Annotated in this window: 13 protein-coding genes and 2 tRNA genes; 4 read left to right on the top strand and 11 right to left on the bottom strand. The window is 63.6% G+C overall.

What is annotated here, in order from left to right; translation table 11 throughout:
- Window positions 1-142 precede the first annotated feature (142 nt).
- Together FDP28_RS05695 and FDP28_RS05690 are read left to right on the top strand one after the other, a co-directional pair.
- On the top strand, window positions 143-2,200 hold the full coding sequence (locus FDP28_RS05695; RefSeq protein ID WP_186313520.1) for a TPM domain-containing protein: 2,058 nt from the start codon (window positions 143-145) through the stop codon (window positions 2,198-2,200).
- Between the two features lie 100 nt (window positions 2,201-2,300).
- Entirely contained in the window at window positions 2,301-3,089 is a 789-nt protein-coding gene (locus FDP28_RS05690) for a PspA/IM30 family protein (protein WP_144659754.1), read from the top strand.
- A 78-nt stretch (window positions 3,090-3,167) separates the two neighbouring features.
- Here FDP28_RS05690 and FDP28_RS05685 read toward each other — a convergent pair whose 3' ends face one another.
- From FDP28_RS05685 to FDP28_RS05665, 5 genes are all read right to left on the bottom strand, one after another.
- Window positions 3,168-3,980, bottom strand: coding sequence for a GntR family transcriptional regulator (locus FDP28_RS05685; RefSeq protein ID WP_144659753.1), 813 nt, complete (start codon window positions 3,978-3,980; stop codon window positions 3,168-3,170).
- Between the two features lie 135 nt (window positions 3,981-4,115).
- Window positions 4,116-4,189, bottom strand: a tRNA-Met gene (locus FDP28_RS05680).
- Window positions 4,190-4,417: 228 nt separating this feature from the next.
- Window positions 4,418-4,491: transfer RNA gene (locus tag FDP28_RS05675), tRNA-Met, on the bottom strand.
- A gap of 132 nt (window positions 4,492-4,623) precedes the next feature.
- The gene (locus FDP28_RS05670) at window positions 4,624-7,614 is read right to left on the bottom strand and encodes a UPF0182 family membrane protein (protein WP_144659752.1); all 2,991 of its coding nucleotides are present in this window, start codon (window positions 7,612-7,614) and stop codon (window positions 4,624-4,626) included.
- Window positions 7,615-7,740: 126 nt separating this feature from the next.
- Window positions 7,741-8,895, bottom strand: a complete 1,155-nt coding sequence (locus FDP28_RS05665) for a YlbL family protein (RefSeq protein ID WP_144659751.1) — start codon at window positions 8,893-8,895, stop codon at window positions 7,741-7,743.
- Between the two features lie 214 nt (window positions 8,896-9,109).
- On the opposite strand from FDP28_RS05665, the gene FDP28_RS05660 reads away from it, so the two are divergent.
- Window positions 9,110-10,537 carry a zinc-dependent metalloprotease gene (locus FDP28_RS05660; RefSeq protein WP_144659750.1) on the top strand — a complete coding sequence of 476 codons (1,428 nt, stop codon included), beginning with the start codon at window positions 9,110-9,112 and terminating at the stop codon, window positions 10,535-10,537.
- Between the two features lie 46 nt (window positions 10,538-10,583).
- Here FDP28_RS05660 and FDP28_RS05655 read toward each other — a convergent pair whose 3' ends face one another.
- Genes FDP28_RS05655 through nudC form a run of 3 tightly spaced genes read right to left on the bottom strand, consistent with a single transcriptional unit; the run spans window position 10,584 to window position 14,319 of the window.
- Window positions 10,584-11,204, bottom strand: a complete 621-nt coding sequence (locus FDP28_RS05655; protein WP_144659749.1) for a M48 metallopeptidase family protein — start codon at window positions 11,202-11,204, stop codon at window positions 10,584-10,586.
- Entirely contained in the window at window positions 11,204-13,336 is a 2,133-nt protein-coding gene (locus FDP28_RS05650; protein WP_144659748.1) for an ATP-dependent DNA helicase UvrD2, read from the bottom strand. Before FDP28_RS05650 ends, FDP28_RS05655 begins: the two co-directional genes overlap by 1 nt.
- Window positions 13,333-14,319 carry an NAD(+) diphosphatase gene (gene nudC, locus FDP28_RS05645; RefSeq protein WP_144659747.1) on the bottom strand — a complete coding sequence of 329 codons (987 nt, stop codon included), beginning with the start codon at window positions 14,317-14,319 and terminating at the stop codon, window positions 13,333-13,335. Before nudC ends, FDP28_RS05650 begins: the two co-directional genes overlap by 4 nt.
- 182 nt (window positions 14,320-14,501) lie before the next feature.
- Between nudC and FDP28_RS05640 the strand changes: the two genes are divergently transcribed.
- Complete coding sequence (locus tag FDP28_RS05640) at window positions 14,502-15,722, top strand: macrolide 2'-phosphotransferase (RefSeq protein WP_144659746.1); 1,221 nt, start codon at window positions 14,502-14,504, stop codon at window positions 15,720-15,722.
- 16 nt (window positions 15,723-15,738) lie between these two features.
- Here FDP28_RS05640 and FDP28_RS05635 read toward each other — a convergent pair whose 3' ends face one another.
- Genes FDP28_RS05635 through FDP28_RS05625 form a run of 3 tightly spaced genes read right to left on the bottom strand, consistent with a single transcriptional unit; the run spans window position 15,739 to window position 22,984 of the window.
- On the bottom strand, window positions 15,739-19,245 hold the full coding sequence (locus FDP28_RS05635; RefSeq protein WP_144659745.1) for an ATP-dependent helicase: 3,507 nt from the start codon (window positions 19,243-19,245) through the stop codon (window positions 15,739-15,741).
- Window positions 19,242-22,571, bottom strand: a complete 3,330-nt coding sequence (locus FDP28_RS05630; protein WP_144659744.1) for an ATP-dependent helicase — start codon at window positions 22,569-22,571, stop codon at window positions 19,242-19,244. The genes FDP28_RS05635 and FDP28_RS05630 overlap by 4 nt, the downstream gene beginning before the upstream one ends.
- On the bottom strand, window positions 22,568-22,984 hold the full coding sequence (locus FDP28_RS05625) for an MGMT family protein (RefSeq protein ID WP_144659743.1): 417 nt from the start codon (window positions 22,982-22,984) through the stop codon (window positions 22,568-22,570). The genes FDP28_RS05630 and FDP28_RS05625 overlap by 4 nt, the downstream gene beginning before the upstream one ends.
- Between the last annotated feature and the right edge of the window lie 12 nt (window positions 22,985-22,996).

Raw genomic sequence — 22,996 nt, 5'->3', positions numbered from 1 at the left:
GTGGACGGGTCCTGGGGTGCACCATAGAATCAAGAGGAATTGCCACAGCGACCTGCGGCTTTACACCATGCGTGGGGGCGCTGAGCATTCTGTGACGATTGGTACGCCTTGTTCCAGTCGCAGACGTGCTGAAGGGTTGCACATGCGGTCAATAGTTAAACGCGTACTCGCTGTCATTGGCGTGGCTGGATTGTTGGCCCTCCCGGCCGGCGCGGCTTGGGCGGAGAGCCCCGTGACACTCGACCCCACCACAAAAATCGTGGACTCCGCGGGCGTTCTTGGCGGCGACAAGGCCAAAGTTGAAGAAGCCATCCAGAAGCTCGGCAAGGACCATGCGATGACCTTGCACGCTGTCTTCGTCAAGCGGTTCGAGAACCCGACCGATCGCGTTCAATGGACCCAGGACGTAGCCGAGAAGGCGCAATTGGGTTCAAACGCACTCGTCCTCGCCGTTGCGACGGAAACGCGGCAGTACCAGCTGAGCAAGCCCACCAACAGCAAGATCACCAACGCCCAACGGGACAACATCACCAGCAAGGCCATCGATCCCCAACTCCGGGCAGGCAACTACGCCCAAGCTGCCATTGACGCAGCTGCAGCCATTGGCGATGCCGCTGGCGGCGGCAGCGGAACTGTTCCCAACGGCAGTGCCGGCGTAGGCGTTCTGGTTGGCGTCGGCGTCGTAGCGGCCGGCGGTGCGGGCACCTACCTCTACCTCCGGAACCGGCGCAAAAAGGCCGGTACCAAGGAAGTCAGTGCCGGCTACGGGCCGCAGGGCGAACAACTGGACCCCCTCGCAGGGATGAGCATTCCCGAACTGCGGCAGAAGAGCGGATCCCTGCTGATCGAAGCCGATGACGCCATCAGGTCCAGCGAGCAGGAACTGGGTTTTGCGCAGGCGCAATACGGCGATGCGGCGGTCGGTAACTTCACCAAGGCCTTGGAAGAGGCCAAGGGTCACATGACCGAGTCCTTCAAGCTGCAGCAACAGCTCGATGACCATATTCCGGATACGGAAGAACAGCAGCGCAGCTGGCTCGGCGAGATCATCCGGCGCTCTGAAGCCGCACTCTCCTCACTGCGCGATCAGAAGGCGGATTTCGATTCCCTGCGCGAATTGGAAAAGAACGCCCCGCAGGCTCTCTCGGCAGTAGCCGCTGGAGCGCAGGAAGCTGACGCAAAAATCGCCAGCGCGGAGCAATCGCTTGAAGGACTTCGCGCCAAATACGCCGAGTCTGCACTTACCCAGGTCTCCGACAACATTCTGCAGGCCAAGGAACGCCTCGCCTTTGTCCGGAACGCAGCGGCCACTGCACAGGAAAAGCTGAGCTCCGGCGAGAACAGCATGGCCGCGGTGGCCGTTCGCGCGGCAGAGGAAAGCCTCCACCAAACCAACATCTTGATTGAGGCGATCTCCAAGACGGCCGGCAGCCTGGATGAAGCGCGTACCGCCCTCGACGGCGCTGTCGCCGAAACCAGCCAGGATCTCGCCCAGGCACGGGCCATGATCCAGTCCGGGCAGCACCCCGAACTTGCCGGTCCGGTGGCCGGAGTGGAAGCCGCCCTGGGACAGGTGAAAAACGAAATCCAGAGCGGAAAGATCGACCCCATCGCCACCCTGAGCCGCGTTGAGTCGGCCCACCAGGCGCTCGATCAGTCCCTGTCGGGCATCCGCGATCAGCAAGAGCAGGCCCGGCGCGCGCAGGCGTCCCTGCAGCAGACCATCATGGCCGCACAGGCCCAGATCAGCGCCACGTCGGACTACATCACCGCGCGCCGCGGCGGTGTGGGCACCGACGCCCGGACCAGGCTGGCCGAAGCCCAGCGCAATCTCGACTATGCCCTCTCGATCTCCCGGAATGATCCCGTGACTGCGCTGACCTACGCCCAGCAGGCACACTCACTCGCCGCGCAGGCGGCCCAGCTCGCGCAGTCCGACGTCGACCAGTTCGGCTACGCCAACCAAGGCTACGGCCGCGGCGGCATGTTTGGCGGCGGAGGTGGTGGCGGCGGGCTCGGCGGCGCCATCCTCGGCGGAATCCTCATCAACTCCATCCTCAACGGCGGCGGAGGCGGCTGGGGCGGTGGCCACAACGACGGCGGCGGTGACGGCGGCTTCTTCGGCGGCGGAGGCGATTCCGGCGGCGGATTCGACGGCGGCGGCTGGGGCGGCGACGGCGGTGGCGGCGGCGACTTCTAGACCCTAGATACTAAGCGGGGTCCGTGCCCCGCATAGGAGCGGTACAACAACTGATCACTGATTTCAGTGAGCATCACTGAGCAGGACGAAAGGCAACACCATGGTTAAGCAGTCCATTTTCGGTCGGATCTCACAGCTGGCAAAGGCCAACATCAACGCCTTGCTCGACCAGGCAGAGGACCCGCAGAAAATGCTGGACCAGATGGTCCGCGACTACACGAACAACATTGCCGAGGCCGAGTCCGCCGTTGCACAGACCATTGGCAACCTTCGCATGCTGCAGGCTGACTACAACGAGGACATCAAGAACGCCCAGGACTGGGGCAACAAGGCCCTCGCGGCGTCCAGGAAGGCCGATGAGTACCGTGCGGCCGGCGATGCCGCGGACGCACAGAAGTTCGACAACCTGGCCAAGGTTGCCATTCAGCGCCAGATGACCGCCGAATCCGAAGCCCGCACAGCAGAGCCGAGCATCGCCTCCCAGACGGAGGTCGTGGAAAAGCTCAAGGCCGGCCTCGATCAGATGAAGAACAAGCTCAACCAGCTGACGGCCAAGCGCAACGAACTGGTGGCCCGCTCCAAGACCGCTGCCGCACAGTCCCAGGTCCACGACGCCCTTAAGAGCATCGACATCATGGATCCCACCAGCGAAGTGGGCCGTTTTGAAGAGAAGATCCGTCGCGAAGAGGCCAAGGTACTTGGCCAGCAGGAGTTGGCTGCCTCAAGTCTGGACGCCCAGTTCAACCAGTTGGAGGACCTCGGTGAGCAGACGGAGATTGAGGCCCGCCTTGCAGCCCTGAAGTCCGGCGGCTCCAAGCCCGCCATTGGAGCAGGCGCCCCTGCTTCCTCCGAAGCGACCGTTGACGAAGCTGACTTCGACAAGCTCTGACATCGGCCTTGGGGCTTAGACCCCGTATGTTGCCAACGGAAGTGGGCAGGATCCATTCGGATCCTGCCCACTTCCGCCTTAAGTCCTGACTATCTGGCCAGCGGGGTCGGAATGGGTTTCCTGGCTTGGGCTGGCGTCCGTTGCCACTTCCGCGCGAATCTCGAATCCCTTCGGGTGGAAGTAGGTCACAGTGCACTCCAGGACCTCCCCATGGGGCCCCAAGGTGGTCCGTTCCAGTCGGGGCACCATGGCGAATCCCCGAACATTCAGGGCATCAGCCAGGTGCTCGGGAGGTGCGTGCATGGTGACAGTGATCTCGGCGCGGTGCAGGGGCTTCAAGGTCCGGTCCTGGATGACCTGGTAGATCGAGTTCCGTTCCGCGTCGGCCAGGCTGATGTGGCGTCCGATGTGCGAGGGAATGAAGATTTCAGCTATGGCGTAAGGCCAGCCGGCGCTGGAGTAGGAACGCCGAATGACCAGGACAAGGTTGTCATCGGAAACCAGCTTGGCCGGAACCGTTTTGTCCTTTTCCATCCATTTGTATTCAATAAGGCCCTTGACGGTCTTCATCCCGGCCGCGGTAAAAGTCTCCATGAACGGAGCCAGACGGTTCAGCATCTTCACGGGACGCTGCGCCATCACAAATGTGCCCTTTCCTTGCCTTCGGACCAGGAGTCCCTTGACCACGAGAGTCTCGATGGCCTTCCGCACTGTCGTTCGGCTGATGCCGTACTCGTCCATGAGGGCTTCCTCGGTAGGAATGCGGGAACCCGGTTCCAAGCGGCCCACCAAGTCCGTCAGCACATCGGCCACTTGCTGATAGACCGCGACAGGACTGTCCCGCTGAAGTATCTGGCGGTCCAGGCTTGGATTGGTGTCGTCATTGACCATTGGGCCGTCCCATCGAAATCTTCCTGCTTCAGCGAATCCGGAATCGATGCTAGCACCGCGTCTCCAGCGACATTTTGCGTTACAGGTTAAGCAAAAGATCCGGACCAGTTGTACTGATCCGGATCTTTTCTCCAGTTGCGGGGACAGGATTTGAACCTGTGACCTCTGGGTTATGAGCCCAGCGAGCTACCGAACTGCTCCACCCCGCGTCGCAGGAACAACTCTACCGCACGCGAGGGGGTGCTCCCGACCAAACAGCGCCCAAGGTGCCGGAGATCACAGCAAGCCGTCGTGGGGTGGGATGTGAGAGAGGGAGGCGCCCAAGTGGGTGGGATGTGAGAGAGGGAGGCGCCCAAGCGGGTGGGATGTGAGAGAGGGAAGCTTTGGGGAAACAAAAGGTCCGGATCAGTGAATACTGATCCGGACCTTTTCTCCAGTTGCGGGGACAGGATTTGAACCTGTGACCTCTGGGTTATGAGCCCAGCGAGCTACCGAACTGCTCCACCCCGCGTCGCAAGAACAACATTACCGTCCGGTGAATGTCAGACCAAATCCTGGCTACGTGATGTGCATCTCCCCCCCACGCAAAAGGCCGGCACCTGCTCTCATTGGAGCAGGTGCCGGCCTTCAGGCGGCTTATGCCTTAGCTGCTCGGCGAGGGCGACGGTGTGGGCGTCGCGCTCGGCGAGGTCGTCGGCGTCGAGGTCGTCCCGAGTCGGGCCTCAGCGTCCACAGCCTTCTTCAGGGCTTCAGACAACTTGTTCTGCTGGTCGCCGTATCCGGCAAAGTCACCCTTGGCCAGGGCTGCCTGCCCGTCCTGGATGGCCTTGTTTGCCGCATCCAGGGCTGCCTTGAGGTCAGCCTTGGCATCGGTCGGACCTGCGGGCGGGGTTGTCGTTCCCGGAGGCGTAGCGGGCGTCTGGCCGTTGTTGGCCGAGTCCCCCGCGGTTGCTCCGGAGTTGCCACCGAACAACTGGTCCAGGGCCGCGTCAAGGGTCGGAGCGAAGCCGATCTTGTCACCGAAGGCTACGAGGACGCGCTGCAAGGTGGGGTACGACGTCTCACCAGTCGACTTGAGGTAAACCGGCTGGACGTACAACAGACCGCCACCAACAGGCAGTGTAAGCAGGTTGCCGTTCAAAACGTCCGAGGCACCCTGGCGCAGGAGGTTCAACGCCTGTGAAACCGTGGGGTCGGAGTTGAACTTGTTCTGGGCCTGTCCGGGACCAGGAACCTGGGTATCTGTCGGGAGCTGCAGGAGCCGCAGTTTTCCGTAGCTGTCCGCCTTCACTCCCTTGACGTTGCCGGCGTCCGAATCTGCCGCAAGGAAGCCATAGAGGATGTTCCTGGCATTACCGTTCACGGTTTGCGGAATGAACGAGGACGTCAGCTGGAAGGCGGGCTTTTCCTGGTCCGGCATTTGCAGCGACATGTAGAACGGCGGCTGCTTCACGGCCTCCGAGACGGTGGGGTCATTGGGAACGCTCCAGGCGTCGTTGTTCTGGTAGAAGCTGTCAGGGTCCGTCACGTGGTAGCGGCCAAGCAACTCACGCTGGACCTTGAACAGGTCCTCCGGGTAACGGACGTGGCTCATCAGATCGCCGGACATTTCGGAGTAGGGCTTGATGGTGGTCGGGAAGACCTTCTGCCATGCCTTCAGGATGGGGTCTTGGTCGTCCCAGGCGTAAAGGTTTACCGAACCGTCGTAAGCGTCAACGGTGGCCTTCACCGAGTTCCTGATGTAGTTCACGGAGCTGTTCGGCAGGGCCACCGTCCGGCCGGCGCTTGTCTGGGAATCGGCTGTCGCATTCTGCAGCTGCTGCGGCTGTGAGTACGGGAAGTACTGGCTCGTGGTGTAGCCATCGACGATCCACTTCACGCGGCCATCCACCACGGCCGGATAGGCATTGCCGTCGACAGTGAGGTAAGGCGCCAGTTTCTCCACGCGTTCGCGTGGGTTGCGGTCGTAGAGAATCTGGGACTCAGCGTTGACACCGTCGGAGAGCAACAGATCCGAGGACTGGAACTTGATGGAGTAGAGAATCCGGTTCAGCCAGTTGCCAACGTTCGGTCCGCCATTGCCGTTGAACGTGTACTGGGTCTCTCCCCCGCCCTCACGGCTGGCGGGGCGGTCCTGTTCACGGTTGGGCGCACCATCCGGGGCACCGACAATTGAATACTCCGGGGAGTTTTCGCCGAAGTAGATACGGGGCTCGTAGGTGGTGTCGTTACCCAGCACCCCGTTGGACGGGATCCCGGACTGCAGGAACTCCGGCTTGCCATCGGCAGTGAACTTATTGCCCTTCGCCGCTACAACGCCATAGCCGTGCGTGTAGACGATGTGGCGGTTGACCCAGGTCTGCTGGTTGGCGCTCAGGCCATCCGGGTTCAGCTCGCGGACAGCGATCACGGTGTCCTGGACCTTGCCGTCCACCGTGTAGCGGTCCACGTTGAGGGTCTGCGGGAACTGGTAGTACGGGCGGAATTGCTCGAGCTGGGCGAACGCCGAAGAGATGAGGTTCGGGTCCAGAAGCCTGATGTTTGCCGCCGTCTGCGCATCCGCGGCCAAGGCACCTGCTGTAGCAGTCGTCGTCGCGTTGTAGGCGGATACATCAATCTTGTCCAGGCCGTACGCAGAACGGGTCATGTTGATGTTGCGGTTGATGAACTCGCGCTCGAGGGTGTTCTCCGAGGGACGCACCTGGAACTGCTGAATAACCCACGGGTAGACACCGCCGGCAAGGATTGCCGTGATGACCAGCATCGCGGTCCCAATGACGGGCAGACGCCATCGGCCGATCACCGCAGCAACAATGAACAGGATGGCTACCAAGGCGGCGGCCACTGCAAGGATTGCCTTGGTGGGGACAACGGCATTGACGTCCGTATAAAGAGCACCGGCCCAGCGACCCGAGTTGCTCTGGACCGTGGTGTACCTGTCCAGCCAGAAGTTGACGCCCAACAGAATCAGGAAGAGTGCGCCAGTGACGGCGATGTGGATCTGCGCCGCGCGGCTGGTAAAGATGCCGCGCTCCATCAGCCGGATGCTGCCATAGAGGTAGTGCGTAAGGATGCCTGCGATGCCGGCCACCACGGTGATGCTGATCAGGAAACCGGTAACGAACCCGAGGAACGGCAAGGACATCAGGTAGAAGCTGATGTCGAGGTTGAACAGCGGGTCCGTTTGGCCGAAGGGCTGCTGGTTGAAGAACAGCAGGGCTTTCTGCCACTGGCTGGCGGCCGCGCTGCCGGCGAAGAGCCCGAACAGTATGGGCAAGCCGATCATGACTACCCTGCGTACCGGCTCAAGCTGGGCCTGGTAGCGGTTCAGGTTGTCCCGCGACTCCGCATCAGGAGCGTAGACGGGACGTGACCGGTAGGCAATCCTGATGGCGAAGAAAACGGCCGCGAACATCATCGCGAAACCGACCAGGAACGTGATGATCCTGGCAAGGTTTTCCCGAAGATACACTTCGAAGAAACCAAGCTGCTGGTACCAGAGGACGTCAGTCCAGACATTGGCGAAGAAAATGAACCCGACGACGGCCACGGCCACGACAATGAGCGTCGGAGTCAGGGCACCTCGTCTCAGCGGTGATCTTCCGGGCGGGTTGGTGCTGGCGGGACGGGACAAACTCTGTACCTCATTGGTGTCAGTGAACAGTCGGTGTGCGAGTACTTGACATTCTCTGCCGCTGGGCCATGGCGGAGGCCGTCATATATGCCACGAGTGGCGGTGGAGCTAAGTTCCACCGCCAGTCTAGTTGTTTGTGCAGGTGGGAAGGCCCGACGTGTCCTGCCCGGACCCCAACCGCTCCACTGCGGCGGTTGCATCTGCCAGCGTTTCGACTTTGACCACCTGAAGACCATCGGGAACATGGCCTGCGACATCTGAACAATTGGCGGCCGGGGCCAGGAACATCGTGGCGCCGTGTTGCCGGGCACCGATCATCTTCTGGGCAATGCCGCCAATCGCTCCCACCGCACCGTCCGCGGTGATGGTGCCCGTGCCTGCGACGTGCTTGCCACCCGTGAGATCCCCAGGAGTCAGGTTGTCCACGATTCCCAAAGCGAACATCATGCCCGCGCTGGGTCCTCCTACGTTGTCCAAGGAAATGCTGACATCGAAAGGAAAGGTGTAGTCGCTCGACAACAGCACGCCCAGAACGTAGCGGTCGGCCTGGTTCTTGGTGGGGGTGACAGTTTCCGTTACCAACGCGCCGTTGCGCTCCACCTCGACGGCGACCGGGGCTCCGGCGCCGGCGGCAAGTTCTGCCTGCACCACGCTCATTGAGGTGATGGCCTTGCCATTGATGGTCTTCAGGCGGTCACCCTCCTTGATTTTGCCGGCCGACGGCGACGGGTCGGACAGCCCGGCGACATTTAGCCGCTGCTCGAAAGGGATGTCCAGTTGCCGCAGGGCGGCGGCCACGGCGTTCTCCTGGGAGGTCTCCATCTCTATCTCGCCCTGTTGGACCGTCTGCTCCGCAGTGGTGCCCTTGGGGTAGATGAGTTCCTCGGGATACACCGCCTTGGAGCTGTCCAACCAGGCCCGGAAAACATCAAAAATCGTCGCGGGAGTCTTGGGACCGCCCGTCATGACGACGGTGGTGAGATCCAGGTTGCCCTTGGCGGGGAACGATTCATGGCCGGAGATGCTGATGACCGGCTTGTCGCCGTCCTTACCCAACGTGTTGAACGTGGGCCCGGCCGACTCGATCACGTAAGGGACAGGCAACGCCGCCGCCCCGATGCCAAGTGCCAAGGCCAGCAGGCCCGAGATCACCATGATCATGTAACGGCCATCGCGCGCAGGTGCCGGTGGCACCTGGGAGGGATCGGCGTCGGGCGTCTGGCGCTGATCCTGGCTCGGGCGCGAGGTGAAGGAGCCCTCGGGGCTGGGCGAAGTAAGCATTGAGGCCTCTCTTTTTCCGGCATGGGCTGACCGGTTTCCTGTGGCTTGCTGCCCCCGCGGGCGGCGACAGCACATACCAAGCATCAACACTACGCGGTGCGGGGTTGCTGTACTGCTTTGCCTACAGCGAACGACGCCGGGTCCGGGCAGACAGCGTTCCGACCGCGCGGTACGGTGAAAGAGATCACCAGCCAGTTCGACGATCGGCGGCACCATGACTTCCAACCCCAACAACCCGTCCAACGACGACGACAACCCCAAGGATCCGCTGGCGGAAATGCTGCAGAACCTCATGGGCGGTCAGGGCATGGGCAACATCGATCCCGCCGAACTGGCCAAGGCCGCCGGCCTGCCGAACGACCCCCAGCTTTTGCAGCAGATGTTCGCGCAGGTACAGGCCATGATGAGCTCAACGTCGGAAGGTCCCGTCAACTGGCAGCTCGCGCACGAGAATGCGCGCCGGGTAGCCGCAGCTGGCAGCGACCCCTCGGTCAACGCCCAGCAGGCCCGGGAAATCGACGAAGCCCTGAGGCTCGCAGAACTCTGGCTCGATCCCGTCACCGATCTCTCGGCAACCGGACTGATCGGGCGTGCCTGGTCACGCGCTGAGTGGGTCGAAGCGACACTGGGGACCTGGAAGCGCCTGACAGAACCGGTGGCAAACAGCATTGCCAATGCGTTGTCCAATGCACTCACCCAGCAAATGCCTGAGGAAATGAAGTCCATGATGGGTGGCGCCTCGTCGATGTTGCAGAACATGGGCGGAGCCATCTTCGGAATGCAGTTGGGCCAGGCTATTGGAGCGCTGTCCGCTGAAGTCGTCAGCTCAACTGACATTGGTGTGCCCTTGGCCGATCTCGAGATGGCACTTTTGCCGGCCAACGTCGCCAAATTCGGCGAAGGACTCAGCCTTCCGGAGAACGACGTACGGCTGTTCCTGGCCGTCCGTGAAGCCGCACATGCCCGCTTGTTCGTGCAGGTCCCTTGGTTGCGCGGCCATCTGTTGGGCGCCATCGAGGCTTATGCCCGCGGCATCCACATTGATATGTCCCGTATCGAGGATTTGGCCCGCGACCTCGATCCCAGCAACCCCGAAGGCATCCAGGCCGCTTTGTCACAGGGTGTCTTCACCCCGGAACGGACTCCGGTCCAGACGGCGGCACTGGAGAAACTCGAAACCGCCCTCGCCTTGGTGGAGGGTTGGGTTGACGAACTGACCGCAGAAGCCACCGCCAAGGTGTTGCCTTCCGCGACTGCCTTGCGCGAGACCGTCCGCCGCCGGCGAGCCACCGGTGGACCGGCCGAGCACGCTTTCTCCTCCCTGGTGGGCTTGGAGTTGCGCCCACGTCGACTCAGGGAGGCTGCCACTTTGTGGGCCACCCTGAAGGAAGAGCGCGGCATCGCCGGTCGCGATGCCATCTGGCACCACCCGGACCTGCTGCCTACCGCCGAAGACCTGGATGACCCCAAGGGCTTCTCCGAACGGCGGCGCCTGGCAGAAGCGAGCGACAGCGAAGTTGACGATGCCCTGCAGAAACTCCTGAACGGCGGATACGACGAGGCTGGCGATGCTGAAGATCCGGAATCCTCAACGGACGGCTCCGGCCCGGATGACAACGATCCCCAGCCGCCCAGGAATTAGGCGTTAGCAGTGCGCAACGGCCACCGTGAACGGTGGCCGTTGCGCTTTAATCGGCGTGATCCGCGTCAGCGTCCGCGTGGCCGTTGTCCCCGCCGGTAAGTCCCCTCGACGAAGCGAAGGCCACTCCTTCTAGGAAGGCTTTGGCGCGCTCGGTCTCCGGATACGCGGCAACGAGGGACCAAAATTGGGCGTTGTGCCCCGCGACCAGCAGGTGCGCCAGTTCGTGCACCAGGACGTAGTCAATCACCCACTGGGGCATGGGCTGGAGCTTGTCGGAAAGCCTGATGCTGCCGTCCGCGGGAGTCGCCGAGCCCCACCGCGTGTTCTGGTTGCCAACCCAGCGCACAGAGGTAGGCACTGCCCGTCCGCCAAGGTAGGTGCGTGAAAGATGGGCTGCATGCTCAGCAAGTACCTCATCGGTGGCGGGCCGGCGCTTGCTCCTGCCCGATCCCTGCTCACCCTGCTTCTTGAGCTTTGCCAGCATCCGACGGACCCATTCCCGCTCTTGGGACGTGGTGAAGCTCGCGGGGATGGCCACCACCGCGTTGCCGTCCTCCCAAAAAGCGGCGACAGTTCGACGCCGTCTGGCAGATCGGCGAACCACCACTGGAGCGCCGTCGTCGGTCACCCGGGGTACGCCGGTATCTCCGGAACGTGCGCCTGCCATCAGAGGACAGCGTTCTCTGCGAGGACCGCCAAGACAGCCTCGCCGTAGCGTTCAAGCTTGGACGGGCCAATACCGGCCAAACCCGCCAGTTCCTCAAGGGACGTGGGCTTGGCTTCGGCGATCGCCGTCAGGGTCGCGTCGGTAAACACCACGTAGGCCGGGACGTCGGCTGACTTTGCCTCCTCCTTGCGCCACTGCCGCAGGGCGTCGAAGGTCTGTTCCTCGTAGGAAGGAGGGCACTGATTGCAGCGGCCCACCTTCCGCTCAGCGCCGGTGGCGAGCATGCTGCCGCACACCCTGCACGACGCCGGTGCTGCAGCTTTGCGTCGCATCGGACCGGACCCGCTGCGCGCGTTCGCCGACGCCGCGGAGTCGGGGCGAAGCCCGTCGAGGAACCGCGAGGGTTTACGGTTGGCCCTCCCGCCAGGCGTACGTGCGGTGGACCATGACAGGCTCAGATGTTCACGCGCCCGGGTGATGCCCACGTAGAGGAGCCTGCGTTCCTCGTCCACGTCCTCGGGTGAGTCCGCAAAAGAAATCGGCATCAAACCTTCGCTGAGGCCCACCAGGAAAACGGCGTCCCATTCAAGGCCTTTGGCTGAGTGCAAGGAAGCGAGTGTGACTCCCTGGACCGTGGGGGCGTGTTGCGCCACCGAGCGTTCCTGGAGCTCATTGACGAACTCTGCCAGTGTGAAGGACTCACCGCGGCTGACGGAGAGCTCGTCGGCGAGGGCGACCAGTGCTGCCAATGATTCCCACCGCTCGCGCAGGGCTCCCCCGTTGTGCGGGGCGACATCGGTATAACCCAAGGACGCGACAATGTCCCGGACGATCTGTCCCAGGGGCTCCTGTGGTCCCTCCGCCACGGCCCGGGTGGCCGCGCGCAGTTGCAGGATGGCGTCACGGACTTCCTTACGCGCGAAGAACCGCTCTCCGCCGCGGAGCTGGTAACCGATGCCGGCCGAGGCCAGCGCCTGTTCATAGGCCTCGGACTGACCGTTGGTGCGGAAGAGAATCGCGATTTCACTCGCCTGGACGCCGGCGTCGAGCAGCTCCTGGATCCGGCCCGCCACCACAGCGGCCTCGGCTTCGTCATCAGGGCACTCCATGAACCGCGGCTCGGGACCGGCGGGACGTTGGGCGACGAGCTTGAGGGGCGGCGCCCACGCAGCATCGGCAACGGGTCCCCCGCTTCGCCGGGACCCCAGGAGCTCGTTGGCCAGTTTCACCACCTGTGGCGTAGACCGGTAGTCGCGGATGAGCTTGACCACGTTCGCTTCCGGGAATTGGGCCTTGAAACCCAGCAGGTGCTTGGGCGAAGCTCCCGTGAAAGAGTAAATGGTCTGGCTCGCGTCCCCCACCACGCACAATTCGTCGCGGCCGCCGAGCCACAAATCCAGGAGCCGTTGCTGAAGCGGCGAAACGTCCTGGTATTCATCCACCACGAAGTGCCGGTACTGCTCACGAACAGTGGCCGCCACTTTCGGGTCTTCCTGGAGAATCCCCACGGTGATGAGCAGGACGTCCTCGAAATCGATGACATTGCGGTCGGTCTTGATGTCCTCATAGGCCTGGAAGACCCGGGAAACAGCGGTAAGGTCGAAACCCCCGGGGGTGCCACGCCCCTGGGCATTTTCCAGGTAATTGGCAGGCGTCAGCATCGACACCTTCGCCCACTCGATCTCCGCTGCCAGGTCCCTGATGGAGGCCCGGTCCGTGCTGAGGCGGAGCCTACGTGATGCCTCGGCGATCATGTTGGCTTTGTGGTCCAAGAGATTCGGCAGGGTACCGCCGATGGCTTGAGGCCAGAAAAACTGCAATTGACGCAGTGCGGCCGCATGGAAGGTGCGGGCCTGCACGTTCGGCACGCCAAGGTCGCGGAGCCTGCTGCGCATCTCGGCAGCAGCACGCGCCGTGAAAGTCACTGCCAGCAGCCGCTGGGGGCTGTAGACCCCGGAGTGGACCCCGTACGCAATGCGATGGGTGATGGCACGCGTCTTTCCCGTACCCGCACCGGCAAGCACGCACATGGGGCCGGTCAGGGTGCTCGCCACCTCGCGTTGCTCGTCATCCAAGCCGCCAAGGATCCGCTCCTCAAGCGAGCCATGGGCGTCGAAAAAACCCTCCGTCACGGCTCGAGGTCTTCGATGACGCCGCCGTACCAGTGCTCGATCAAAGAACGTGCAATCGAAAGCCGCGTGGAGATGGTGATATCGCCACGGAGCACGGCTTCCTGCAGCTCGTCCCGGCTGAACCACCGCGCGCGGGTGACTTCCACGCCGTCGGGCCTGGCAACGGTGTCGTCCGTAGTGGCAGTGAAGCCCAGCATGAGCGAGGCAGGAAACGGCCACGACTGGGAGCCAAGGTACTGGCAGGCCGTGACACGCACACCCACTTCTTCCCCGATTTCCCGAACCACAGCTTGTTCCAGTGATTCACCGGGCTCAACAAAGCCGGCCAGGGTTGAGTAGTTCCTGGCATCAACAGGTCCCCCGCCACCCAAAAGGAGCCGACCATCCGGCCCCACGACGGTGACGATGATGGCTGGATCTGTCCGCGGATAGTGTTCCGAGTTGTCTTTGGGGCAACGCCGGACCCATCCGCCGGCCTCGACGTCCGTGGGACTGCCGCACTGCGGACAGTGCGTGTGGGTTGCATGCCAATTCGAAATGGCACTGGCCTCAATGAACAACGCGGTGTCCATGGCGTCCAGGCTGCCTGCGACTTCCCGGAAACCGGCCCACTGGACATCCGAAGGGATAGTAGCCGTGCCTGCGGCCGGGGGCTCGGAGGTAGTGAAGAGCAGGACCTGGGTGCCCTCAGGCAACGACGACGATGCCAAGGTGGTCCCCAAATAGATGGCGGCAGCACCGGCGTCGGACTCTTTAAGGGCTGCCCAAAGCGCAGTGGCATCGCCGAACCAGAGGCCGTCGGCAGCGACCAGCGCCTTGCGCTGGGAAATCACCATGGCCTTGGCCGTACCGGAGGCGATGGCATCTTCAACCATGCCCGGCTTCATGCGGACAACCGAGCCGCGATCCACCATGGCAGGGCGGACGGGAAGAACAGTGTCCATCAGGTGGTTGGCAAGCGCCGGCGACTCGGTATGACTCATGTATCTACCGTACTGACTCACACCGACAAAAAACATTTGAAAGGGTCCCCGCATGTGGACAGCAGGGCCCGCAGGCGGAGCACACGGCCGTTTTGCTCTCTTCCGCTAATGATTTGCTGCAGATCTGGAGACTCGCCGCACTGCATCATGGCCACAGGCCGCACTCAATCTACCGTGGAGAGGTGAGAAGAACACCGCTCGAACTGGCCGCTATAGCAACTGCGGCGGTGCCTGGTTTGGCGCCGACGGCTACAGCCTATTCCCCCGACGACGACGCCGACTTCGACTCAGCGTCGCTGCTGGACGGCGAGGGCAAACGCTGGCGCGTCCGTTCGCCGCGCCATCCTGAGGCGAGCACGCGGTTGGAGACCGAGTTCATGGTGCTCCGGGCTTTCGCTCCAGCCATCCGCGCTGAGCTGCCCTTTCATGTGCCCACCATTGCCGGCACCGTCCGACAAGGTGCTCTCACGACTTTCGTCTATGCCCACCTTCAGGGATCCGTGCTGTCCATCGAAGAGCTTTCCGCCAGCAGCCCGGCGTTGGCCAAGGAGGTAGGCGCAGCATTGGCCGCGATCCATGATCTGCCCCTGACCCTCGTCACCAATGCCGACCTTCCCAGCTACTCGGCCAACGAGTTCCGGCAGCGCAAGCTCAACGAACTGGACCAGGCGGCGACTACGGGCAAAATCCCTGCCACGCTGCTGCGCCGATGGGAACACGCCTTGGAAGACGTTGCCCTGTGGCGGTTCAATACCTCTGTGGTCCATGGCGATCTGCATGAGGACAACCTGATGGTCCAGGACGACTCCGTGACCGCTGTAACCGGCTGGACCGATCTGCGGATCGGTGACCCGGCTGACGATTTCGCCTGGCTCGTCGCTTCCAACGAAACGTCCTTCGTGGAATCGGTACTTGCCCATTACACCGAGGCCCGCCGTGAAACCCCGGACGCCCATTTGCTCCGGCGGGCAGCACTGCTGGCAGAATTCGCGTTGGCCCAGTACCTGGTCAAGGCCATGGCAGCCGGACATCAGAGCATGACCGCGGAAGCCGAGTCCATGCTTCAAGCTTTGGCCAACGACATCGAGGAGCAGGCGCGCCGCGATGAAGAAGCCGAAGCCGCGCTGAAGGAGCTCGCAGAGCATCAGGCCGCAACCGCCGTCGAGCACCGGCCTGCGGTGAGCGTCGTGCCAATTCCCGACGCCGGCCCCGCCGTTTCGGTGGCAGCGATACCTGCCGCTGAAGCCCCTGCGGTAGCTTCGACTGACGCCGAGACTCCGGCGAAGCCGGAGGATGCCGCTTCGACGGATGGCGATGATGCCGCCAGCGAGCACGACGACACCTCCACGGCGGCCATCAGTGTGGTCACCGTGACGCCTCTCCACGCAGGGGAACGCTCGTAGGCGCCGGTCGCGCGCATCAGCTCTCCTTCAGCGCATCGGCCACGATCCTCTCCAGGTCCTCGGCGCTGCCGAGGTCGTGGGGGCGAACCACGGCGTCCTCGGCCACGTAGTAGAACGCTGCACTGACGTCGTCAAGGGGCACGTCCTTGAGCCGTGACCACGCCAGCCGGTAAACGGCAAGCTGCACGGCACGCGTGGCCAGTTGCCTGCCGGCCGGACGTCGCCCTGTCTTCCAGTCGATGAGCTGCCAGCGGCCATCGGCGTCGCGGAACACCGCGTCGATCCGACCGCGGACCACAACATCGCCAATGCGGGTCTCCACCGGCACTTCCACAAAAGCGGGGGCGCGCTGGGCCCACTCGGATTGCTTGAACGCGGCCACCATGTCATCCAGGCCGTAGGCCTCGTCAATGTGCGAGTCCGAGCCAGGTGCTTCGTCGAGGTCCAACATCCCGGTGGTGCCGAAGTACTCCTCCACCCAGGCGTGGAACGCTGTGCCCTTCCTGGCCGAGATGCCTGGTTCCCTGGGAACGGGCCTGCGGAGCTGGGACAGGACAGCGGCCGGGTTGTCTCCGAGATCAACGAAAAGCGAGGCGGAGATATGGCTCGGCAAATGGACGTCGTGGATGGTCTTCCGGAGCCTTTGCCGTTCGAGCAACAGTTCAGCCTCTTGTGACCATCGCGCGGCCATGCCATTCAGGGAGGAGGGCTCAGGAATGTGCAGTCCGGAATCTTCCATATACGTCCTGACCAAGGCAGCTGCCTGATCCATCGCCTCGCGACGACCAGGCGCCAGCCTAAGCCGGGCTCCGGTTCGCGGGTCCGAAGGCCCTTCAAGGGGATCGTAGGGGAATTGGGCTACCTCGAGGACACTTGTCAGCGGGCTGGTATCAGGTAAGGATTCCTCAGCCACCGACTCTGGATGCACCACGGCGCTGGCGGGGCCGCCGCTGTGTCCTTCGAGATGCTGACTTGCGTCCGCAAGAGGCGCCAGCTCCGACAGGAACGGCGACATTTCGGCCATACCAGAGCGGGAGCCATTCCATGCCGCGCTGGAGGCCCACAAAACGAACTTTGCCCTCGTGTAGGCCACATAGGCGAGCCGGCGTTCCTCCGCTTCACCGTGGTGCTGGACCTCTGACTTGAAGTCCTTCTCTGCGTCCAGCCAGCCCTTTTGGTCAGGGTGGTCCAGATCCCACTGAGGGAGGTCGGCGCGATCTCCCCGCAGAGGCCATGGCAACGCCGCGGCCCCGGTGCTCCATCGGGAATCCCTGTTGCTGGGGAAGGAGCCGGCATTGAGGCCGGGCACGAAGACAACGTCCCATTCCAGGCCTTTGGAGGCGTGCACGGTCAGCAATTGCACGGCCTCACGGTTGGTTTCCGCCGGGGCGATGTCCAGGCCGCCTTCCTCCGAGGCTGCAGCCTCCAGCCAGGACAGGAACGCAAGGAGGTCAATCCGCTGGGACGTTTGAAGAAATCCTGCAGCAGCATCCTGGAAGGCATCCAGGTTGCGACGTGCCTGGTGGATGCTGATCCCCGGCTTGGCAGCGACTTCAATGTCAAGCAGCATGGCACGCTCCACCTCACCCAGCAGCGTAGTGAGGTCGTCACCGATGAAGCTCCGCAGGGAACGCAGCTCTGCGGCCAAACTGTTCAGCCGCTCCAGTGCGGTGTGGCTGAGGCTCCGGCCATGCCCGGACGTCCAGCCCGGCTTGGGCAGGAAGTCCAGGGCCTCCACCAAACTCGCGGCATCGGTGATGTCGCTTTCGACCACGACGGCTGATGGCTCTTCGTTGGCGTCGAGTGCCTCGCCCTGGGAGTCCGGAGCCGTCCGTCGGCGCGCCAGGAACCTCGACCAGTCGCTGAAGGCCATCAGGTCCGCCGGCCCGATCCGCCAGCGTGCGCCGGAGAGCAACCTCATCAGGGCATCGGAGCGTCCCGGATCGGCCAGCACCCGCAGGGTAGCCACGAGGTCCACCACCTCGGGGGTGTCCAGCAAACCACCGAGCCCGACGATCTCGTAAGCGATTCCCTGCAGTTCGAATTCCCGCCGGAGACACTCCATCTGAGCCCTTCGGCGGCATAGAACGGCCATGGTTGGCTTCACGGGAGTGCCATCTTGTTCTTCCTCGAACACTGTCCGCTGGTATCGCCGGACATCCCGGACGATCGCTGCGGCTTCGTCCTCGTCCGTTCCGAAACGGCCAATCACCACACTGCCGTCCACAGCGGCCGGGCTGGGTACCAGCGGCGGGACGGCGACGTTCCCCGGGTCCCCCTTCTCCCCCGGCGCCCCGTCGGTCGCAGCTGCTTTGTTCAAGGGTGCGGCGATGGTGTTGGCGGCCTGAAGGATGTTACGTCCGTTCCGCCACGCCGTGGTCAGGTACGAGGTAGGGGCCACCGAGTACGAGGCCGGACCGTGGTCGCCGTCTGCGCGGACAACTGGGAACTCCTGCACGAAATGGAAGAGCTGCCCGGCGGAGGCACCGCGGAATCCATAGATGGATTGGTTCGGGTCTCCGACGGCGGTGACGGCATGGCCTTGCCCGAAAAGCCTCGAAAACAGAACCAGCTGGGCATGGGAGGTGTCCTGGAACTCGTCCAGAAGCACAACCTTGTAGCGTGCGCGTTCAGTGGCAGCAGCCAGGGGAATGTCCTGCGCAATCCGGGCAGCCAGGGCCACAAGGTCACCGAAGTCCAGGACGCCGCGCTGGCGCTTGGCTTCCTGGTACCGGACCACCATGTCCGCCACGCTGGCGCGGGTCCGCAGCATGGCGGACAGATCTCCCGCCGCCTGGGTGGGATTCTTCTTGGCCCCCGCCGTATACGGAAGCTCTTCAAAGCCCTGGACCCGTTCAAGTACCCATTCACGCACCAGCGCTGGATCCTGGAGATGTTCGGCGCACTCCCCCGCCAGCTGGATAACACCATTGACCAAAGTGGACTTCGCCGCGGTGAAGTGCTCGTAATCGCCGTCGTAGGCCTCCACCACCTCGCTGGCCAACTGCCAGGACTGCGCGCCACCCAGCAATACGACGTCGCGCTCGATCCCCAACCGAAGGCCGTAGTCGGACACGATTCCGCTGGCGTAGGAATGGTAGGTGGACACCCTGGGCTCCAGGTCATCGGCACCAAGCAGTCCCTCCGGGAATCCGATCCTGCCATCGTCCTCCGCGGCCACGCGCTGCAGCGTTGCAAGCTTGCTCCGGATGCGGCTGGCCAGCTCTCCTGCGGCCTTGCGCGTGAACGTTACGCCCAGCACTTCTTCCGGGCGAACCCAGCCGTTGGCCACAAGCCACACCACTCGGTCGGCCATCGTGGCAGTCTTGCCCGAACCAGCCCCAGCAATGACCAGGCGCGGCGTCAAAGGAGATGCAATGATGTCGGACTGTTCGGCGGTGGGACGGTTCTTCTCGCCCAGGATGCCCGCCAGTTCCGAGGGGCTGAAGCGGGGTTCCGGGAGGTCCGCGGCAACGACCGAAGAAGTAAGGCCTCCAAGTCCGTCAAGAACTTCGGTACTCATTCGGTGACCTGCTTTCCTCGGGCGCACAGCGGGCAAATGTCCGGCAGCCGGCAACCATGCCCGCCGTGGCTTCCCTTGCCGGGGTCGTGCCTTGCCTCGAACGTTGCCCCGGCCATCAATATGGCAGCCTCATTGACGAGGCCTTCTGCCCAGTTGTCCTCGGGGTCCAAGGGATCCTGCTGCTGAACAGCGGGACTCTTGGTCTTGGTCCCCAGCTGGGCCAACACGGCACCGCCAGGGACAAGGGATGTGCCGGGCTGAGCGCCTGCATCTTGCTCCGCGGGCAAGGCGTCCCTGAACGCCCCCTTCAAAACCGCAGCCTGGTAGGCCCCCAGCTGGGGATGGTTGGCGACCTCCGCCTTGCCAGGCTGCCTCTTGCCTGTTTTGAGATCGACAATGACAAGTCTTCCCTCGTTGTCGATCTCCAGGCGGTCCACCTGGCCGCGCAGGACGGCATGGCGCCGAGGAGTTTCAGAATCAGCGTCTCCGGCGCCCGTTTCCAGGTCCACGTCGGGAAGTTCGACGTCGAAGTCGTGCTCAACCGCCAACAGGCTCCTACCCTCGCTGCGCATGATGATGACATACTGGGCCAGCTTTCGGACCATCAACTCAGCCCGCTGGTAGTCCAGCTTCCCCTCCCAGTTGTCTTTCATGCCCAACGTGGGCCAGCGGCGGACCAGCTCGGCCACGTACTCTGCACCCGAGGCTTCAGGCAGGTCCTGTGCGATGCTGTGGACCAACGTGCCCAGGCTTCGGGCGAAGTCTGTGGCGGCTTCACCTCCGGCTGCCTGGACAAACCAGTCCAGCGGGGATTTGTGCACGGCCTCGACCTTGGACGGTGAGACCGAGACTGTACCTCCGGGCCGTACCACTGGCTCGGTGGAACTCAGGGGGGCCAGTCCCCACCACGTATCCGGGTTTGCCCCCGGCACCGGAGGCTCCGTACTGGCAAGCCTGGCCAGAATCCTCGCAGCCTCTTGGGTGGTTTGGAGCTCCTGGCCCGAAGAATCATCCAACTGGACATGCTGACGGAGTTCGGCCACCAGGGCGCGCAGCGTCATGGGGCGGTCCACGGGGGTGTAGCCGCGCTTGTACTCCCCCTGGTCCAAGGGAGCCACGTAGTCGAGGAACGCAGACGGTTGCTCATCCTCGGAGGAAACAGCAGTGCAGACCAGGACTTCGCGTGCGCGGGATACCGCGGTGGAGAAACTCCGGAGTTCGTCGTAGCGAATGTCCCGGAGCCTGCTGAGCGGCCCCCGGCCCAGGGCATACCCCACGCCGTGTTCGACGGCATCCGCATACACCGTGCTGCCCAGCAGTTCACCGCGCAGGCGGGTATTCGGCCAGACACCTTCCTGAAGGCCGGCGACAATCACCATCGGCCATTCGCGTCCGGCTGCGCTGGCCGGAGTCATGATTTCCACACAATCCTCAAGTTGGGCGCGCGCTGCCAAGGTGTCCATGGGCAGCTCTTGGTTCAACAAATAATCCAGGAACTGTTCAGGGCCGGAACCTGGTAGCTGGTCCACGTACCGCTCTGCGGTGTGGAACAGCGCCATCATGGCATCAAGGTCCCGATCAGCGCGGGCCCCGCCGGCACCGCCTTCCAAAGCTGCTTCAGCCCATCGCGAGGACAAACCCGTTGCCTGCCACAACGCCCAGAGGACGGACTCGGCGTTGGCCCCGGGCTCCGCCGCGGCTGCAGCGCCGGCCGCAATCATGCGGGCAAGCCTGCGCGCCGCGCTCCCCTCTATTCCCAGTGAGGCCAATGCCCCGGGTTCCAGCAGCGCCTCGACCAGCAGTGAGTCACTGGACCGGCCGCCACCACCGAGGAGTTCCTCACGCCGCAGGGACTGCCGGAGTCGTCGCAACTCGATGGCGGTGGCCCCGCCGATGCGTGAGGTCAGGAGGGAGACAGCCGTCTCGGGAGTGAGCTTGGCTGGATCCAGAACCACGGCAAACGCTTCAAGGAGGGGTCGGACGGCAACTTCGTCGCGAACCGCGGAGTCGGCCACGGGAACCCGCACCGGTATGCCTTGTCCGCCGAGATAACGCTGCAGCTGCGAGATTTGCCCGCCATTGCGGACAATCACCGCGATGTCGCTGAACTCGCGGCCTTCCCGCAGCTGCGCTTCGAGAATCCGCTGGGCCACATAGCGCAGTTCATGGACGGCAGAAGGCAGTACATGCCCTTCAACCCGCCCTTGAGCCACCGGGGTCGGGCTGGCATCGGCGGAGTGCACAGGCTGTTCCATTTGCCGGGCCAGCTGACCCCCGGAACGCTGGGAAATGCGCGCCGCCACCCGTGTCCAGGCTTCAGCGATTGCAGGGGCGTGGCGGTGGGTAATGGACAAGGGACGCTCCAGGACCACGCGCTGCGGACCGCCCAGCAGGGACGGCAACTCCGCAACGAGATCGGGCCGTGCGCCACGGAAGCCCTGCACGACGGTATCCGGCGAGTAGGTCACCACGGCGTCCTTGCCCTCAGCCACGTCAGCCAGGAGTTCGAACACGGCCGGATTGGCCTCCTGGGCGTCGTCCACCAGGAACAGCTGGAGGCGTTGCCTTTCCGCCGCCAGGAAGTCCGGAGATTCCTGGAAGATCTGCCGCGCGGTGGTGATGATTCCGGCGGGGTCGAACGCCTCCGGCATCCGCAGGTCAAGAACGTCCCTGTACTCACTGTAGAGTTCGGCAGCAGCCATCCAGTCGGGCCTGCCGCATTCGTAGGCCAAGCCAACGAGATCGTCCGCTGTGCGTCCGGATTCGATGATGCGGTCGAACAGCTGGCGGATCTCATGGCGGAAACCGCGGGTAGGAAGGGCTGCGGCGAGGTCGTCCGGCCATGGCAACTGAAAGCCCGGACGGGCGTGACCCTCCAGCAGCTCCTTGATGATCAGGTCCTGTTCAGGTCCCGACAGCAGCTTCGGTGGCCGCGCGAGCGGCAGGACACCTTCTGCTTTGGCGCGTCGGATGATATCGAAAGCGTACGACGCCCAGGTGCGGGCCGGCGTCGTACTGAGGCTGCGGTCCAAGCGACCCGTAAAGGTGTCCCGCAAGGCCGCCGCGGCGTGGCGCCCGGGGGCAAGAATGAGTATTTGTTCAGGGTTCAGGCCATCGCGGACACGGCGGACAGCAGACTCCACGAGGACAGTGGATTTGCCGGTTCCCGGGCCACCGGGAACGAGGATCGGTCCACTGCCCTGGGGCAGCGAGACCACAGCGTCCTGGTCGGGCGAGAGGATGGGGGCCGCGTAATGGGTTTCGCGCGGCGGCAGCAGCCGAAGGGCTGCGGATGCTTGGCGTATTTTTGCAGGAGTCGCGGTCACACAGTCATTTCATCATCGGGCACCGACAATATATGGAGTTGACGCTCCAACTGGTCGGAGATCACATCAAGTCGGTCAAAATCGTCGTCCGTGGGGGCCCACCGGGCCAGGGCAAGGTCCACGCGCCAGCGGCCTTCGCCGGTCAGCATGAAGGCCTGGTACGCGCCATGCAGCGGAGTGGCTTCTTCCAGATAGTGCCGCAGCGCGTCGGCCTCATGGCCAGCAGGTGCTTCACCGCTTGCGCGCAGGACGCGCCACCATGCAACGGCACTTCCGTAGTGACTCATGACGGCGCCAACCTGCCGGGGACCACCCGCGCCGAGGAGCTCGGCAACGTCGCCGTACGACACTGCCGCACCGGGCGGAACGAGGTCCACGACGGCCAGGACCGCCGTCACGTACTCCATCCGCATGTGTTCAGCCTA

This window comes from Paenarthrobacter nicotinovorans (assembly GCF_007670255.1).
GTDB lineage: Bacteria > Actinomycetota > Actinomycetes > Actinomycetales > Micrococcaceae > Arthrobacter > Arthrobacter nicotinovorans_B.
Note: the sequence above shows the minus strand (reverse complement) of the source record. Positions and strands in the feature narration are given on the sequence as shown.

What these genes read in the sequence shown, in the direction of transcription:
- FDP28_RS05690 (WP_144659754.1), top strand. Translation starts at nt 2,301, where the DNA reads ATGGTTAAGCAGTCCATTTTCGGTCGGATCTCACAGCTGGCAAAGGCC.
- FDP28_RS05635 (WP_144659745.1), bottom strand. Translation starts at nt 19,245, where the DNA reads ATGAGTACCGAAGTTCTTGACGGACTTGGAGGCCTTACTTCTTCGGTC.
- FDP28_RS05655 (WP_144659749.1), bottom strand. Translation starts at nt 11,204, where the DNA reads ATGGCAGGCGCACGTTCCGGAGATACCGGCGTACCCCGGGTGACCGAC.
- FDP28_RS05685 (WP_144659753.1), bottom strand. Translation starts at nt 3,980, where the DNA reads ATGGTCAATGACGACACCAATCCAAGCCTGGACCGCCAGATACTTCAG.
- FDP28_RS05695 (WP_186313520.1), top strand. Translation starts at nt 143, where the DNA reads ATGCGGTCAATAGTTAAACGCGTACTCGCTGTCATTGGCGTGGCTGGA.
- FDP28_RS05625 (WP_144659743.1), bottom strand. Translation starts at nt 22,984, where the DNA reads ATGCGGATGGAGTACGTGACGGCGGTCCTGGCCGTCGTGGACCTCGTT.
- FDP28_RS05665 (WP_144659751.1), bottom strand. Translation starts at nt 8,895, where the DNA reads ATGCTTACTTCGCCCAGCCCCGAGGGCTCCTTCACCTCGCGCCCGAGC.
- nudC (WP_144659747.1), bottom strand. Translation starts at nt 14,319, where the DNA reads ATGAGTCATACCGAGTCGCCGGCGCTTGCCAACCACCTGATGGACACT.
- FDP28_RS05660 (WP_144659750.1), top strand. Translation starts at nt 9,110, where the DNA reads ATGACTTCCAACCCCAACAACCCGTCCAACGACGACGACAACCCCAAG.